Genomic DNA, 16,218 nt, shown 5'->3' on the forward strand with positions numbered 1-16,218 from the left:
CGTTTCTCCAGACTATTTGATGATGCCAGTGACCCGGACGCGGCGTTCGCTGCGCTCGTGGGTAGGGGCGGGCTGTGCACGGCGCTGGCGCTGGTCGAGGACATTCTTGAGCGCGATCAGCAGGCCCGCAACGAAAAAGGCCCCTGGCGGCAACATGAAAAACAGAAACTGATAGTCGTCCATCACCGTTATCTGCCACTCGGCGGCCCTGGGGCCCAGCAGCAGATGCATGTTATGGAACAGCGTCCCCTGGCCCAGCAGCTCTCTGATCGCTCCCAGCAAGACCAGCACCCAGCCGAACCCGAGCCCCATCATGAACCCGTCCAGAGCGGCAGGCAGCACCGGCTGGCGCGAGGCAAACGCATCGGCGCGTCCCAGGATGGCGCAGTTGGTCACGATCAAGGGGATGAAAATGCCCAGAGTTTGATAGAGCGAATAGGCAAAGGCAGCCATCAACAGCTCGGCGCAGGTCACGAAGGCGGCAATGATCATCACGAAGGCGGGTAGCCGCACCGCGCTGGGCACCTGATGGCGAATCAACGAGATGGTCGTACTCGCCCCGACCATGACCAGCAGGGTGGCCAGCGCCAGCCCCAGTGCGTTGACCACGCTGGCGCTCACGGCCAGCAGCGGGCAGAGCCCCAGTAGTTGCACCAGGGCAGGGTTGTTGCGCCAGAGCCCTTCCTGGGTCAGCTGTTGCCATGGCGTCATGTCTCGGGCTCCTCGATGGTGATAGGCAAGCGGACCTCATGGGCGTAGCGCAGGGCATCGTGAACGGCATCGATGACCGCGCTTGGGGTGATGGTGGCCCCGGTGAAACCATCGAACGCGCCGCCCTGTTGTCGCACCGCCCAGCTTTCGGGGGGCAGACTGTGGCGTGCCAGGCCATCGAAGCGAGTGATCCAGTCGCTGCGCTGGCGTTCGATGGCATCGCCTAGCCCTGGCGTTTCCTGGTGCCGAGTGACCCGAACGCCGCTGATACGGCCCTCATGGTCAATCCCCACCAGCAGGTGAATGGCTCCGCTGTAGCCCTGGTGGGTGATCACCGGCAGGACGACGGCAGCTTCGTCTGCGTGGTGAACATACCAGCCGTGTGTGGGCGTGCGGTGGCCCAGCCGTTCGGGCTCCGGCAGCTCGAAGGTGTCTTCCAGCAGCGATGCCTGTGAGTCCGTGACCAACGAAGCTGGCAGCACTGCCTGCAGCTGGCGATATTGATAGGCCAACTGGTGCTGTTCGATGCGTTCGGCGGTCAACGTCCGAGTCAATGCCACGCTGCCTGCCGTTACCAGCGCAAAGGTGCCCAGCGCCAGCGCCCCACGCCACATGGCTTGATAGAGTGTCATGGGCGCCTCGTCGGGGGGCGGTGCCCTGTGGGACGACGCTCTGTGGGACGATGCCCTGTAGGAACAGGAGCGCTATAAAGATCCAGCAGCGGCACGCACAGGTTCATCAGCAGTACGGCAAAGGCGACGGCATCCGGATAGCCGCCGAAGGTGCGGATGATCATGACCAACACCCCAATGCCGATGCCGAACAATAGCTTGCCGCGCCGACTGGTCGCCGCCGACACCGGGTCCGTGGCAATGAAGAAGGCACCAAACAGGGCAGCCCCCATGGTCAGATGAAACAGCGGAGAGGCGTAGTGGTCGCTGTCCAGGCCGTAGAGCAGTGCCGCTACCAGTGCCATGCTACCCAGCATGGCAACCGGAATATGCCAACTGATCACTCGTTTGAACAACAGCAGTAACCCGCCTGCCAGCCACGCCAGCGCGATCATGCGCCAGGCCTGTACCGTGTCTTCCAGCGCAGCCGCCGCCCAGAACTCATCTGCCCCTGTCAGTCCTTTATGCTTGAAGGCATCCAATGGCGTGGCGCCACTCAGCGCGTCCAGCTCGGCAGCGGAGAGGGTGCCGCTGACCTGGGCCCAGAGTGTCGCCATCGAACCTGCCTGGTGCGGCACTGGCCACAGCGTCATGTAGGTTGGAAACGATACCAGCAGCAGGGCGTAACCCACCATGGCCGGATTGAAGGGGTTGTGCCCCAGCCCTCCATACAGCTGCTTGGCGACCACCACCGCGGCGATGGCCCCTACCGCCAGCAGCCACCAGGGGCTACCGGGGGGCAGCGAGGCGCCCAGCAGAACGCCCGTCAGCAGGGCACTGCCGTCGGTCAAGGTAGCAACCACGCGGCGACGGCGCAGGGCGAGTATGGCGGCCTCTGCCAGCATGGCAACGCCGGCGGCCACTGCCACGTTGGTCAGCACCCCCAGCCCAAAATAGAAGGTCATGGCCAGTAGCCCCGGCAGGGTCGCCAAAATGACCCAGCGCATGATTGTTGCCGAGGAAGGGGCAAGGCCCAAGGTCGAGGCCTGGAGCATGCTCATGGTGTCGTGTGCTCCCGTTCGCGGGCTCTGGCATCGGCCAGTCGGGCGTCCGCGGCGAGCAGGTTTTCCTGGGCAGTGGCCAGCTGCATCTCCAGATCCTCCTGAGATTGTTGAGGGTCTTCTGCCACGGCGCGGGCCAGCGCCTTCTCGGCTTTTTTGACCGCCGCCCTGGCCGCGGTCTGTGCGATACGCAAGCTGCGCAGGTCAACGGCTGGCAGCTCTGCGGTGCGGGGCTCGGCACCCGATGACGACGGCTGACGCTGCTGGGCAAGCCGCGCCTGGCGGCGAGCCTGCTTCTCCGCCTCTTCCCTGGCCAGCCTGGCCTGGCGGAACTCGAAGCGGTGGCGCGCGTGCTCTGCCTTGGCGGTTTCGATGCGTTTCAAACGGATCCGTTGCTTGGCCGTGCGGTATTCCGCCACCAGCGGGATATGGCTGGGGCATACGAAACTGCAGGCGCCGCATTCGATGCAGTCGAACAGGTGCTGTTTTTCCAGGGCCGCGTCATGGCCACTTTGCGCGTGCCAATGCAGCTGCTGGGGCAGCAGCTGCACCGGGCAGACGGTTTCGCAGGCACCGCAGCGAATACAGGGGGAAGCGTCTGGCGCCGGGGGCAGTTCCTGGCGCGTGGCGGCAATCAGGCAGTTGGTGGTTTTGAGGACCGGAACGTCCAGCGATGCCAGCGATTTCCCCATCATGGGCCCACCCACCACCACTTGATGCAGGGCATCCGGCGCCAGCCCCGCCTGCTCAAGCAGACCCTCTATCGGGGTGCCCAGACGTACCCAGTAGTTGCCTGGCCGTTCGATGGCCTCGCCTGTCAGGGTGACGATGCGCTCGACCAGCGGTGTGCCCTCACAGATGGCCTGCTGTGCCGCCAGAAGCGTCCCCGGGTTGTGACACAGAACGCCCACATCCGCTGGCAGGCCGCCGCTGGGCACGTCTCTGCCCAGCAGCTTTTTGATCAGCTGTCGCTCGCCCCCGCTGGGGTAGCGGGTTTCGATCACCTCGAGCGTCACCGGAAGCGGCGATGGCACCTGGGGCAGCGCCGCCTGCAGGGCTTGCCGTGCCTCGGGCTTGTTATCCTCGATACCCACGACGATACGCGACGCGGCACACAGGGTGGCCAAAATTGCTGCGCCTTCCAGCACCTGGGCGGCATAGTGGCGCAGCGTCATGTCGTCGGCGGTGATGTAGGGTTCGCACTCGGCAGCATTGACCACCAGCGTATCGATGGGGTGCTGCAGGCTGACCTGTGCTTTGACGTGAGTCGGAAAGCCGGCCCCACCCAGCCCTGCCAGGCCGCTGTCGTCCAGGCGCGCCACCAGCGCTGAAGGCTCCGCCCGCCGCCAGTCGAGCGGGGCCAGCCGCTGCCACTCATCGTCGCCGTCGCCTACGATCGTCACCGACTGAGGGCTGACCTCACGCACGGTGCCGCTCAGGCTGGCATGCACATTGGCCGATATCAGCCCACCTTTGCGGGCCACCACAGTGCCCACCTTCACGCGCTCGCCTGCGGCCACGCAGGGCAGGGCGGGTTTGCCGACATGCTGATCGAGGGGCAACACCACTTGCGCAGGCAGCGAGGCCGCCCTCAGCGGCGCGGTGAGTGAGCGCTGCTTGCGCTCGGGCGGATAAATACCGCCGGGAAAATCATGACGGGACATGAGCGCTCCCTGGCGTTGCGCGGTCGCTGATAATGGGCTCCCACTGACTCAACGGCTTGCGCCGTGGCAGCATGTCGATGCAGTCCACCGGGCAAGGAGCGACACATAAATCGCAGCCGGTACATTCGTCTTCGATGACCGTGTGCATCTGTTTGGCCGCGCCGATGATGGCATCCACCGGGCAGGCCTGAATGCATTTGGTGCAGCCAATGCACTCGGCTTCGCGGATGAAGGCCACGCGATCTTCGCTGGGGGCTTCGCCATCCAGGGGCGCTGGCTCGCGGCCCAGCAGCTCGGCCAGGGCCACTACCGTGGCGTCACCGCCTGGCGGGCACTTGTTGATGGCGTCGCCCTGATTGATCGCTTCGGCGTAGGGGCGGCAGCCGGGGTAGCCGCACTGGCCACACTGGGTTTGTGGCAGCAGCGCATCGATCTGCTCCACCAGGGGATTTTCATCCCCCTTGAAGCGCGCGCTGGCCAAACCCAGCAGCGCCCCGAGCAGCAGGCCCAGAGTGGTCAATGCGCCCACGGCGCTGGCGACCCCCCACCATGACAATGATTCGCCCATCACGATGCCCCCTGCACCAGGCCGGAAAAGCCCAGAAACGCCAGCGACATCAGGCTGGCGGTCACCATGGCAATGGCGGCGCCCTGGAACGGCTTTGGTATATCGGCACCGGCCAGCCGTTCACGCATGGCGGCGAACAGCACCAGCACCAGCGAGAAACCTGCTGCCGCGCCCAGGCCATAGAGGGTGGTGTGGAAGAAGCTCAGTTCGCGGTTGAGCGACAGCAGCGCCACCCCGAGCACGGCGCAGTTGGTGGTGATCAGGGGCAGGAAAATACCCAGCACTTGATGCAGCAACGGGCTCAGCTGACGCACCATGATCTCGGTGAACTGTACGACGGCAGCAATGACCACGATAAAACTGATCGTTCGCAGGTAGGTAATGTCCAGCGGTACCAGCAGGCCGTGGTACACCACGTAGCTGGCCGCCGAGGCCAGGGTAAGCACGAAGGTGGTGGCCAGAGACATGCCCATGGCCGACTCCAGCTTGTTGGAGACACCCATGAAAGGGCATAAGCCAAGAAACTGGACCAACACGAAATTATTGACCAGCGCGGTGCTGATCAGAATGACAAACAGTTCGTTCATGGCGGCGTATTGTGCGTGGAACTGGCGTCGCTGGCTAGCGGAGATGCAAATCGAACGGCGCGGTGTCTGCCTTGCGCCTTCGCCATGTACAGCGCCTGGTCGGCGGTGCTCATGACGGCGCTTGGCTGAGCCGTCTGGCTATCCTGCAGCGAGCCAACGCCCACGCTGATGGTGACATGATGGCAGACGGGCGAAGTGGCATGGGGTAGTGCGAGCTGGTCGATGGCCGCGATGATGTGCCGGGCAAGCTGCAGGGCTTGCGAAGGCTCCGTGGCAAGCAGCAGGGCGCTGAACTCTTCGCCACCGGTGCGGGCAATCAGATAGCCACGCGCAGCAGCGCAGCGCTCAAGTACTTGCGCGACTTGTTGCAGGCATTTGTCACCCTGCACATGCCCATAATGATCGTTATAGAGTTTGAAATGATCGATATCCAGCATCATGACGGCGACGGGGTGCTGCTGGGCATCCGTAATGGCAGCCTCCAGACGCTGGTCGAATAGCCGCCGATTGGGCAGGCCTGTCAACGGATCATGGGTGGAGAGCTTGATCAGCTCGGTGTTCAACTGGCGTTGGCAGGCGAGTTGCTGGTGAAACGCGCGTGACAAGGTGCCGATCTCATCCCGCCGCTCTGCCAGGGTGAGCGTTGCCGCCTCTGCTGGCGCCAACTGTTGGGTAAAGTGGGTCAACTGGCGCAAGGGCTTCAGTACCAGCCGCTCCAGCACCAGCAACACCAGCCCGATGACCAGAGACATCAGCACGGCCGTCCAGATCAGGACGTAGTTGAAGGTCGTCAAGCTGCTTAGATAGCGATGCCGGTTGAGCTCGATCCCCAAGGCTAGCTGGCTGGCACTGCCTAGCGTTGGGAAGTATTGTTCGGCATAGGCCGTGTCGTCGGAAAAGGTCAACTGTGCTTCCGGCGGATGTGTCGCGTCCGTCACCGACAGTGCAATGGGCAGCCCTGTGTAATCCGCCATGAGGGCTTGCCATGCGTCGTTCAGCGCACGTAGCTTGAACAGCCACCCCGCGGCGGGGCCACTCTCGTCGGTTTGCAGGATAGGGCTACCCGCCAGCAAGGCTGGCCACCCCTCGATAGCAATGTGGGTCTCGTTGGCATGGCCACTCTCGATGGCCTGCTGCATGGTATGGGACCAGGGTGCCATCCAGGCGCACTCGTCGGTGGCTGAGGTGCAGGTGCTGAACTGGCCTGTTTGCGGGTCGATGCCCGAGAGGAAGTACAGCTCACCGTCGAGGGTGAAGAGCGCCATGAGCTGATAGCGCATGTCCTCGAACATTTGCGCGCTAAAATTAACCTCGGTGAAGCCCGGGTAATCGCCTTGCAGGAAACGATAGGTATCGTCCCAGTGCGCCCAGTCGCGCACTTGTGCATGCAGCTGCTGTTGGCTCAAGACCAGACCGCGGGCGGTGCGATCCAGCTCCCGGTGAGCAGCGGCCCTTTCCTCTGCCTGTAGAGCAGGAAAGATCAGCCAGTGACTCAGCGCCCCCAGTGCCAGCATGGCGCACACTAATACGCTACCCAGCAAAGCGAGAAAGCGAAAGCGCAATGACAAAGCCCAGCGATGAACCATGGGTACACTCAGTCCTGTTGTCGCGATGGACGGCGCTCGATATGGATATAGCGTCGCTGTCATGGTCGCTGAATTTCATCGCCCTAAATAACAAGGGGCAGGCGGTTGGCCATGCCCCTTGAGGCGGTTCGTGCTCTGCGAACGGCGCGCTGGTCAGGTTACCCGCTGACCGGGCTCAGCGCCGGAGTCCGGGGAGAGCAGATAGATACCGTCGTTATTGGCGGACGCCAACACCATACCTTCTGAAAGGCCGAAGCGCATTTTTCTCGGGGCCAGGTTGGCGACCATGACGGTCAGTCGTCCTTCCAGCGCTTCTGGAGAATAGGCGGAGCGAATGCCGGAAAAGACGTTGCGGGTCTCGCCGCCCAGATCGAGGGTCAACTGCAGCAGCTTGTCTGCGCCTTCCACGTACTGTGCCTTGGCGATACGCGCAATCCGCAGGTCGACTTTGGCGAAATCGTCGAAGCTGATCTCTGCGGCGATGGGATCCTCGGCCAGCGGGCCTTTAGGAGTGTTCTTGAGTTTCTGCTCTTCCACCAGGTCCTCCTTGGAAGCGTCGATCATGGCGTCGATTCTGTCTCGCTCTACCCGAGTCATCAGCGGTTTGAATTTGTTGATGGAGTGGTTCACCAGAACGTTACCACGACTCTCCCAATTCAAAGTGTCAACATTTATAAACTCACGCGCTTGCTCTGCCATGCTCGGCACCACCGGTGCCAGATAGACCATCAGCTGGCGGAACAGGTTGATGCCCACCGAGCAGATTTCCAACACTTCCTGTTCGCGTCCATCCTGTTTGGCCAGTGCCCAGGGCGCTTTGTCAGCGATGTAGGTATTGGCTTCATCGGCCAGCTCCATGATCTTGCGCATGGCGCGGCTGAATTCCCGCGCTTCGAAATCGGCAGCGATATCCTCACCGGCCGAGATGAAGCGGGCAACCATGGCCGGTTCAGCGCAATGTTCGGAGAGCGTTCCGCCGCCGAGCTTTTTGACGAAGCCTGCACAGCGGCTGGCGATGTTCACGACCTTGCCGACCAGATCCGAGTTCACGCGCGCGGCAAAGTCATCGAGGTTCAGGTCGAGGTCGTCGACCTTGGAGGTCAGCTTGGCGGCAAAGTAGTAGCGCAGATACTCGGGGTTGAGGTGCTCGGCATAGGTGGCGGCCTTGATGAAGGTGCCACGGGACTTGGACATCTTGGCACCATCCACGGTCAGGAAGCCGTGACAGTTGACCGCCGTGGGCGTACGGAACTCTGCCCCATGGAGCATGGCCGGCCAGAACAGGGCGTGGAAGTAGACGATATCCTTGCCGATGAAATGGTAGACCTCCGCGTTGGAGTTCGGCTGCCAGAAGCTGTCGAAGTCGATGCCCTGGCGGTCACACAGGTTCTTGAAGCTGGCCAGGTAGCCGATGGGGGCATCCAGCCAGACGTAGAAATATTTGCCGGGCGCATCCGGGATCTCAAAGCCGAAATAGGGCGCGTCCCGAGAAATGTCCCACTCATTGAAGCCGGATTCGAACCACTCCATCAGCTTGTTGCGAATCTGGGGCTGAACGTGACCGTCGTTGATCCACTGTTGCAAGAACTCGGCGAAGTCCGGCAGCTTGAAGAAGTAGTGGGTCGAGCTACGCACCTCGGGCGTGGCGCCGGAAATGGCGGACACCGGATTGATCAAATCAGCGGGGGTATAAGTAGCGCCGCACTTCTCGCAGTTATCCCCGTACTGATCGTCAGCATGGCATTTGGGGCAGGTGCCCTTGATGAACCGATCCGCGAGGAACAGGCCTTTCTGGGGATCGTACATCTGCTCGATGTCGCGGGTCGCAATATGGCCCTTGTCGCGCAGGCGCTTGTAGATCAGTTCGCTGTAGTGACGGTTCTCTTCGGAGTGGGTGGAGTGGTAGTTGTCAAAGCCTACGCCAAAGCGAGCAAAGTCTTGCTGATGGTCCCGGGAGACTCTTTCGATCAGCGCTTCCGGGGAGATGCCTTCCTGCTCGGCCCGCAGCATGATGGCCGTACCATGGGCGTCGTCGGCGCATACGTAGTAGCACTGCTGGCCACGGCTTTTCTGAAAACGTACCCAGATGTCGGTCTGGATGTACTCAAGCAGATGACCCAGGTGGATGGCACCGTTGGCATAGGGCAGTGCGCTGGTCACCAGAATGTTGCGTGGAGCAGTGTTGGACATGGTGAAGGTTGATTCCGTCTAGGCAAAACAAAAATAGAGTGACAAAAGGGTGCGCTGTCGCTTGGCCGTCAGCCAGCGAACACTAATACAGCGCCTGCTCTTCCTGAACCACTTCGCGCAGCAGTTCCAGAAACAGTTTGTCGGCGTCGGAGTGCTCGGCCGGGTCTTCAGGGATATGCACGCTGGTGGTGTCGGAAATTTCGTTGGCAATGCGCGCCATGACGGCAGGGCTGCTACCTTCCGCAAGCTGCTGGCGGGCAATGGCCAGCGACTGCTCGAGGATTTTGGGATCCTGGAGAAGCTTGCGAATGAACCCACGCAGTTCGTTGATAATGCGCGTTTTTTGGATTTCTGATGCGGACATGGGAGTCTCCTTAAGACCACGCCAGGGCAGGTGCCCTGGTGGGACCAATGAATGCCTTGACCATAGCACTTTTTTGCATGTTGAGCATGCAAAGTCGCATGGCCTGCCCAACGCGATCAATGACTAACCGGGTTACAGGCTCAGCCTGCCGGCCTTGTGCTTGACGGGGTTGGCATACTGCTCCAGCCAATAGGGGCGTAGTGCTTCCGGTACTTCGGCAAGCCGCGCCTTGAAGCGCTCGCGGTCCTGGCGGGTGATCGACTTACGTGCCACCAGCTCCGGTGATTCACCCAGTGCTTCCAGGGCTAGGTAATGGCTCGGGAAAAGCCGATAGCCCCCGATGACCTGGCGGTCGATCTCGGCGGCGACTTCATCAGGGGTCTCCATGTCCGAGCCTACCGGGCTGCCAAAGCGCAGCTGAACGCGGCCTTTGGAGCCGGTGATGCCGGAGACGATGGAGCGAATGTCTTCGAATTCGCTTTTGGCATAGCGACCGTGGGTAGCGATGTCGTGCAGCTCCTGGGCTTTTTGCACGTCACAAGGGTCGTATTCATAGCTGATGGAAACGGGCACCAGCTTGAGTTCCGCTACTGCTTCACCAAAGACGATGTCGCGCTCGGCAAGGCGTTTGGCCATGATCAGCATCTTGATGATGGCGGGGTCGGTGCGGTCGATGCCGTTCTTGGCGCGACCTTCCCGCTGGGCCATCCAGATGGAGTGGTTGTCGTCGGTGATCGAGTGACGAATGTAGCCTGACAGCTGCTGGTAGGCAGCCAGCATGGCACGTTTGCCCCTGGCGCTGCGCGGCACGATGAAACTCTTGTTCAGGCGCATCAGGTCCGTGACGTAAGGCTTCTTCAGCAGGTTGTCGCCAATCGCGATACGCACGGTATCACGACCCGCCTGGTAGAGCGCATAGTTGACGAACGCCGGGTCCAGCGAAATGTCGCGGTGATTGCCGATGAAGAGATAAGCACTGTGCTCATCGAGCTTGTCCAGGCCTGAAACGTCAAAAGCCGTCGTGGTGGTGCGAATCATTCGCTCCATGTAACGGGCAATGCGCATCTGAAATTCATGCACGCTGGTCACGCCCTTGACCTCGCGACGTACTGCGTGACCGGCCAGCGCCCTGGCCAGCGGCGGTGCCCACTTGGCCATGCGTGGCAGGCGAAAGCGGGTCAGCGCATCCAGCAGCTCTGTGTCGTGAGAAAGTCGAGCAATAACTTCAGGAACCTCATGATCCATATAGGGGCGAATATCGGCCCAGGGGTCACTCGTGGTGTCTGCGTGAGGAGCGTTATTGTGTTGAGTCATGCGATCCGTAACGTGTCAGCAAGTAAGTGATCGATTCACCGAGAAGGTTGGGCGTGCCCATCTTGGGTGCCGGAGAGCGCACTTGGTTCCCGCTCAGTTTCACCGCCCAGCCACGCCATGAGGCGGCGAATGTCCTCGGACAGCGACTGTGCCATCAAAATGAAATCAGTTTCCAGGCGTGCCAGGGCGTCGTCGCCATCATCGGCGTGGTCGGCCTCTTCGATCAGCGCATCGCCAAAGCGTAGAGATTTCAGAGCAAGGTCGTCATGCAGTACGAAGCTCAAGCGGCCCTCTATCTGCATGGCCAGCTTGCTGGCCTGACGGCCGCTTTCGAGCAGCTGCTGTATTTCGTCGCTATCCAGGTCCACCTGGCGGGCGCGCAGTACGCCGTCATCGCCTTTCGCCTTCAGCTCTACCTGGTCACCCAACTGCAGGTCGGCGGGGCGGCTGGCGGGGTCACCCAGCCAGGTCGTCATGGCGCGTATCGGCAACGTCTGGCTGCTGAGCGGCGTTGCCTTGAGGCTGCCCAGGGTTTCCCGCAGCAAGTCCAGCACGTCTTCAGCGCGGGTGCGCGAGCTGGCGTTGATGCCGATCAGCTGATGCTGGGTGTCCCACCAGAGGTCGATTTTCTGGCTGCGCACGAAGGCGCGAGGCATCAGCTCTTCGGTGACCTGCTCCTTGAGAGCCGTCTTTTCCTTGCGCGTCACCTTGCGTCCTTCGCTGGCTTCGATGTCGGCGACTTTCTCATCGACCTCTTCCTTGACCACCGAGGCAGGCAGCAGACGTTCCTGGCGCAGTGCCGACAGCAGCCGATGTCCCTGAATCTCGTGCAGGCGCTGCCCGCCGCCCAGACGGCCTGCGGGCGCGGTCCAGCCTAGTCGGCGAGCATCCGCATTGCCCAATGGCTTGGCGGCGTGTTCATCCAGCGCGTTGGCCAGGGTGTGGCTGTCGAGCTCGGGCGCGCCGTGCAGGCGATATAGATGCAGGTGCTTGAACCACATGTCACCAATCCTGTTTAAAAGGTGGCACATTATGTCGAAAGCAGGCCTTTCCTGCCAGCACTCTGGTGTGCCGTCATGCTGTTGCACTAGTTTTAAACTTGTGTTTGATTTGTGTGGGGCATGTTGCCTGTCGCTGGCAGGTGCCTGCGCCTGCTGATCACTGTCATCAATAAAAGAGGTTGTCATGTCTGAAGCGATTTCCAGCGTTACCATGCGCGTGCGGGGCTACCACCTGGACGGCTATGGCCACGTCAACAATGCGCGCTACCTGGAGTTCATGGAGGAGGGGCGTTGGGCATTTTTCGATGAGCACCCGCAATTGATGAAGCAGCTACATCAGGCGAAGCGGGCGTTCGTCGTGGTGAATCTGAATATCGATTACCGTGCGGCAGCCTTGCAAGGGGACGATCTCACGGTGCAGACCGGCATCATCGATGTGAATGAGCGCAGCGCGCTTTGCCATCACCGCATCGTGCGTCAGGATGGCAGCGTGGTCGCTCAGGCGGATCTGACCTTCGTGCTGCTGGACATGCAGCAAAATCGCGCGGCGACCATCGAAGGCGACGTGCGTGAAGCGCTCATGGGGCTGCAGGTCGGCAAAGAGGCCTTTTTGGCTTAAATAGCAATGGAGGTGTCACCGACTGCCCTTGATGCGTATGCAGTGGTATGATGTGAGCGACTCTGCGCGCCGCCTTGCTGGTTAGCTAAAGGCGGCATTTTCAAGCGCTTTCAACTCTCGCAGTGCCAATGCAGTGCAAAGGATCTGACTTTCATGGGTGACATCGCCAGAGAAATCTTGCCCGTCAATATTGAAGACGAGCTCAAGCAGTCGTACCTCGACTATGCGATGAGTGTCATTATTGGTCGTGCGCTCCCCGATGTGCGCGACGGCCTCAAGCCGGTTCATCGCCGTGTGCTGTTTGCCATGCATGAGCTGGGGAATGACTGGAACAAACCGTACAAGAAGTCGGCGCGTGTCGTTGGCGATGTCATCGGTAAGTATCACCCGCATGGTGACATTGCAGTGTATGACACCATCGTTCGCATGGCACAGCACTTCTCCATGCGTCACGTGCTGGTCGATGGTCAGGGTAACTTTGGTTCCATCGACGGCGACAACGCGGCTGCCATGCGTTACACCGAGGTGCGCATGGCGCGCCTGGCCCACGAGCTGCTGGCGGATCTCGAAAAAGATACCGTCGATTGGGTCGATAACTACGACGGCACCGAACGTATCCCCGAAGTGCTGCCCACCAAAGTGCCGAACCTGCTGATCAACGGTTCCTCGGGCATTGCCGTGGGCATGGCCACCAACATTCCTCCCCATAACATGCGGGAAGTGATCGATGGTTGCCTGGCGCTGATCGACGACTACACCCTGACCGTCGATGACCTCATGCAGTACATCCCCGGGCCTGATTTCCCCACCGGCGGCATCATCAATGGCCGTGCCGGCATTCTGGATGCCTACCGCACCGGGCGTGGCCGTATCTACGTGCGCGCTTGTCACACCATCGAACACGATGACAAGACCGGGCGTGATCACATCATCGTCACCGAACTGCCTTATCAGGTGAACAAGGCGCGGCTGATCGAGAAGATCGCCGAGCTGGTCAAAGAGAAAAAGATCGAGGGCATTGCCGAGCTGCGCGACGAGTCCGACAAGGATGGCTTGCGTGTGGTGATCGAAGTCAAGCGCGGTGAGTCTGGCGAGGTCGTGGTCAATAACCTGTTTGCCCAGACCCAGCTTCAGAACGTCTTCGGTATCAACATGGTGGCGCTGGAAAATGGCCAGCCGCGCACGCTCAATCTGAAAGAGATGCTCGAGGCGTTCATCCGCCATCGTCGGGAAGTCGTCACGCGGCGCACCCTGTTCGAACTCAAGAAAGCGCGTGAGCGCGGCCATCTGCTGGAAGGCCTGGCCGTCGCTATCTCGAACATCGATGAGGTCATCGAGCTGATCAAGGCATCGCCCAATGCCGCCGAAGCCCGCGAAAAGCTGCTGGACAAGGTATGGCAGCCGGGCCAGGTGACGGCCATGCTGGAGCGTGCCGGAGCCACTTCCTGCAAGCCCGAAGACCTGGATGAAGGGTTTGGACTAAACCCCTCGGCCACCGAGTACCGCCTTTCGCCTGCTCAGGCTCAGGCGATTCTGGAACTGCGTCTGCACCGCTTGACCGGCCTCGAAACCGAAAAGCTGCTGGATGAGTACCTGTCGATTCTCGAAAAGATTGCCGAGTTCACAGAAATTCTTGCCTCTGCCGACCGCCTCATGGAAGTGATTCGGGAAGAGCTGCATGCGGTGCGCGACCAGTTCGGCGACGACCGTCGTACGGAAATTCAGGCCAGCCACCTGGACCTGTCCATCGAAGACCTGATTGCCGAAGAAGACATGGTGGTCACGGTGTCGCGTTCGGGCTACGCCAAGACGCAGCCGCTTTCGGACTATCAGGCCCAGCGTCGGGGTGGTCGCGGCAAGTCCGCCACGGCCATGAAGGACGAGGACGTCATCGAACACCTGCTGGTTGCCTCGACCCATGACACGGTGCTGCTGTTCTCCAACCGGGGCAAGGTGTATTGGCTGAAGGTGTACGAGATGCCCAACGCCAGCCGTGGTTCACGCGGCAAGCCGTTGGTGAACATGCTGCCGCTGGAAGAGGGCGAGTCGGTCAACGCCATCCTGCCTGTGCGTGACTACGACCCCGAGCACTATATTTTCTTCGCCACCGCCAACGGTACCGTCAAGCGCACCAGTCTCGAGCAGTTCTCTCGCCCGCGCAGCGTGGGCTTGATTGCCATCGATCTGGAAGAGGGCGACCGCCTGGTGGGGGCTGCGATTACCTCGGGCAGCGACCACGTCATGCTGCTCTCCTCCAATGGCAAGGCGATCCGTTTCGAGGAAAGCAACGTGCGCGCCATGGGCCGTACCGCTCGCGGTGTGCGCGGCATGCGCCTGCTGGACGACGCGGAAGTGATCAGCCTGATCATTCCCAAGAGCCAGCAAATTGATGCCGAAGCGGACGCCGATGCCGAGCAGGAAGCCCCGGCAGATGCCGCCGAGCTAGCGCAGAGTGATGGTCAGATCTACATCCTCACCGCCAGTGTGAAGGGCTATGGCAAGCGCACCCGCCTGGAAGAGTTCCCGCTGCGTGGTCGCGGTGGACAGGGCGTGATTGCCATGCAGACCAGTGAGCGCAATGGCGCCCTGGTGGCGGCCATGCAAGTGTATGACAGCGATGAAATGATGCTGATCACCGACCGTGGCACCCTGGTGCGCACGCGGGTGGAAGAAGTGTCGATCACGTCGCGTAATACCCAGGGCGTGATGCTGATTCGCCTGGGCAAAGAAGAGCGGCTGGTGAAAACCGTGCGTGTCGATGAGCCCGAAGATACGGGAGCGCCCGAGGCGGTCGAGCCAGACGAACAAGACAATGGCGCACAGGAACCGGGAACCGATGACACGTCATTATAATTTTTGCGCAGGGCCCGCGGCCCTGCCTGTTGCCGTACTGGAGCGCGCTCGCAGTGAGCTGCTCGACTATCAGGGGCGCGGTTTGTCGGTGATGGAAATGAGTCATCGCAGCGATGAGTTCATTGCCATTGCCGAGCAGGCAGAAGCCGATCTGCGGTCACTGCTGGGCATCCCTGATCAGTACAAGGTGCTGTTTCTGCAGGGCGGTGCCAGCATGCAGTTTGCCATGCTCCCCATGAACCTGCTGGGTGGGGGCGGTAGTGCCAACTTCATCCAGACGGGCATTTGGGGCAAGAAGGCGCTGAGCGAAGCCAAGCGGCTCGGTTTTGCCTGCCATGTGGCGGGCAGCAGCGAGTCCAATGGACATCTGGCGGTGCCTGACGAAGCTTCCCTGTCGCTCAGCAGCGACGCGGCCTACCTGCATTACACCTCCAATGAAACCATTGGCGGGCTGGAGTTCGACTACGTGCCAGACGTCACCCGTGCCGATGGCAGTGACGTGCCCCTGGTCTGCGACATGTCCTCCAATATCCTGTCGGGGCCTATCGATGTCAGCGACTTCGGGGTGATTTATGCCGGGGCGCAGAAGAATATCGGTCCGGCGGGATTGACCATCGTGATCGTCCGCGATGATCTGCTGGGCAAGGCGCCTGCAAACGTCCCTTCACTGTTCGACTACCAGATGCTGGCTGACGCAGGCTCGATGGTGAATACCCCGCCTACCTATGCCTGGTACCTCTCGGGCCTGGTGTTTCAGTGGTTGAAAAACGACATTGGCGGGCTGGACGCCATGGACCGCATGAACCAGCGCAAGGCGCAGAAACTTTACGCGGCCATCGATGACAGTGACTTCTACAGCAACCCCATCGCCACAGCCAATCGGTCGCGCATGAACGTGCCGTTCGTGCTGGCGGATGACCGGCTGGACGGAGCCTTCCTCAAGGAGGCCGATGAGGCCGGGCTGCTGAACCTCAAGGGTCACCGCAGCGTCGGCGGCATGCGTGCCAGCTTGTATAACGCGGTGCCGGAAGATGCGGTGGATGCGTTAATTGCCTTCATGGCAGATTTCGAACAACGAAGAGGCTAACC

The 16,218-nt window shown here is 61.1% G+C and carries 14 protein-coding genes; 3 read left to right on the plus strand and 11 right to left on the minus strand.

Translation table 11 applies throughout. The features are described from left to right. Nucleotides 1-12: 12 nt before the first annotated feature. The 11 genes from HSS18214_RS0102530 to HSS18214_RS0102580 form a co-directional block, all read right to left on the minus strand. The gene (locus HSS18214_RS0102530) at nucleotides 13-711 is read right to left on the minus strand and encodes an electron transport complex subunit E (protein WP_016913738.1); all 699 of its coding nucleotides are present in this window, start codon (nucleotides 709-711) and stop codon (nucleotides 13-15) included. Beyond that, nucleotides 708-1,343, minus strand: a complete 636-nt coding sequence (locus HSS18214_RS0102535) for an RnfABCDGE type electron transport complex subunit G (protein WP_016913739.1) — start codon at nucleotides 1,341-1,343, stop codon at nucleotides 708-710. The genes HSS18214_RS0102530 and HSS18214_RS0102535 overlap by 4 nt, the downstream gene beginning before the upstream one ends. Continuing rightward, nucleotides 1,340-2,383, minus strand: a complete 1,044-nt coding sequence (locus HSS18214_RS0102540) for an RnfABCDGE type electron transport complex subunit D (protein WP_016913740.1) — start codon at nucleotides 2,381-2,383, stop codon at nucleotides 1,340-1,342. The genes HSS18214_RS0102535 and HSS18214_RS0102540 overlap by 4 nt, the downstream gene beginning before the upstream one ends. Further along, entirely contained in the window at nucleotides 2,380-4,047 is a 1,668-nt protein-coding gene (rsxC, locus tag HSS18214_RS0102545) for an electron transport complex subunit RsxC (protein WP_016913741.1), read from the minus strand. Before rsxC ends, HSS18214_RS0102540 begins: the two co-directional genes overlap by 4 nt. Further along, a complete protein-coding gene (gene rsxB / locus HSS18214_RS0102550; protein ID WP_016913742.1) occupies nucleotides 4,034-4,615 on the minus strand; it encodes an electron transport complex subunit RsxB in 582 nt (193 codons plus the stop codon). Before rsxB ends, rsxC begins: the two co-directional genes overlap by 14 nt. After that, on the minus strand, nucleotides 4,615-5,202 hold the full coding sequence (rsxA, locus tag HSS18214_RS0102555; RefSeq protein ID WP_016913743.1) for an electron transport complex subunit RsxA: 588 nt from the start codon (nucleotides 5,200-5,202) through the stop codon (nucleotides 4,615-4,617). The genes rsxB and rsxA overlap by 1 nt, the downstream gene beginning before the upstream one ends. Then, nucleotides 5,199-6,788, minus strand: a complete 1,590-nt coding sequence (locus tag HSS18214_RS0102560) for a diguanylate cyclase domain-containing protein (protein WP_016913744.1) — start codon at nucleotides 6,786-6,788, stop codon at nucleotides 5,199-5,201. The genes rsxA and HSS18214_RS0102560 overlap by 4 nt, the downstream gene beginning before the upstream one ends. Nucleotides 6,789-6,941: 153 nt before the next feature. Beyond that, a complete protein-coding gene (gene metG / locus HSS18214_RS0102565) occupies nucleotides 6,942-8,978 on the minus strand; it encodes a methionine--tRNA ligase (protein ID WP_016913745.1) in 2,037 nt (678 codons plus the stop codon). An 82-nt stretch (nucleotides 8,979-9,060) separates the two neighbouring features. Continuing rightward, the gene (locus HSS18214_RS0102570; RefSeq protein WP_016913746.1) at nucleotides 9,061-9,342 is read right to left on the minus strand and encodes a hypothetical protein; all 282 of its coding nucleotides are present in this window, start codon (nucleotides 9,340-9,342) and stop codon (nucleotides 9,061-9,063) included. Nucleotides 9,343-9,474: 132 nt separating this feature from the next. Continuing rightward, complete coding sequence (locus HSS18214_RS0102575; RefSeq protein WP_026001677.1) at nucleotides 9,475-10,656, minus strand: 1-acyl-sn-glycerol-3-phosphate acyltransferase; 1,182 nt, start codon at nucleotides 10,654-10,656, stop codon at nucleotides 9,475-9,477. A gap of 35 nt (nucleotides 10,657-10,691) precedes the next feature. Next, nucleotides 10,692-11,657: a recombination-associated protein RdgC gene (locus HSS18214_RS0102580; RefSeq protein ID WP_016913748.1), complete on the minus strand. Its 966-nt coding sequence runs from the start codon at nucleotides 11,655-11,657 to the stop codon at nucleotides 10,692-10,694. 184 nt (nucleotides 11,658-11,841) lie between these two features. On the opposite strand from HSS18214_RS0102580, the gene HSS18214_RS0102585 reads away from it, so the two are divergent. From HSS18214_RS0102585 to serC, 3 genes are all read left to right on the plus strand, one after another. Next, complete coding sequence (locus HSS18214_RS0102585; protein WP_016913749.1) at nucleotides 11,842-12,276, plus strand: acyl-CoA thioesterase; 435 nt, start codon at nucleotides 11,842-11,844, stop codon at nucleotides 12,274-12,276. A gap of 153 nt (nucleotides 12,277-12,429) precedes the next feature. Next, on the plus strand, nucleotides 12,430-15,129 hold the full coding sequence (gene gyrA, locus HSS18214_RS0102590) for a DNA gyrase subunit A (protein ID WP_016913750.1): 2,700 nt from the start codon (nucleotides 12,430-12,432) through the stop codon (nucleotides 15,127-15,129). Next, the gene (serC, locus tag HSS18214_RS0102595; RefSeq protein WP_016913751.1) at nucleotides 15,113-16,216 is read left to right on the plus strand and encodes a 3-phosphoserine/phosphohydroxythreonine transaminase; all 1,104 of its coding nucleotides are present in this window, start codon (nucleotides 15,113-15,115) and stop codon (nucleotides 16,214-16,216) included. The genes gyrA and serC overlap by 17 nt, the downstream gene beginning before the upstream one ends. The last annotated feature ends 2 nt before the right edge of the window (nucleotides 16,217-16,218 follow it).

The sequence above is a fragment of the Vreelandella stevensii S18214 genome (genome assembly GCF_000275725.1).
Classification (GTDB): domain Bacteria; phylum Pseudomonadota; class Gammaproteobacteria; order Pseudomonadales; family Halomonadaceae; genus Vreelandella; species Vreelandella stevensii.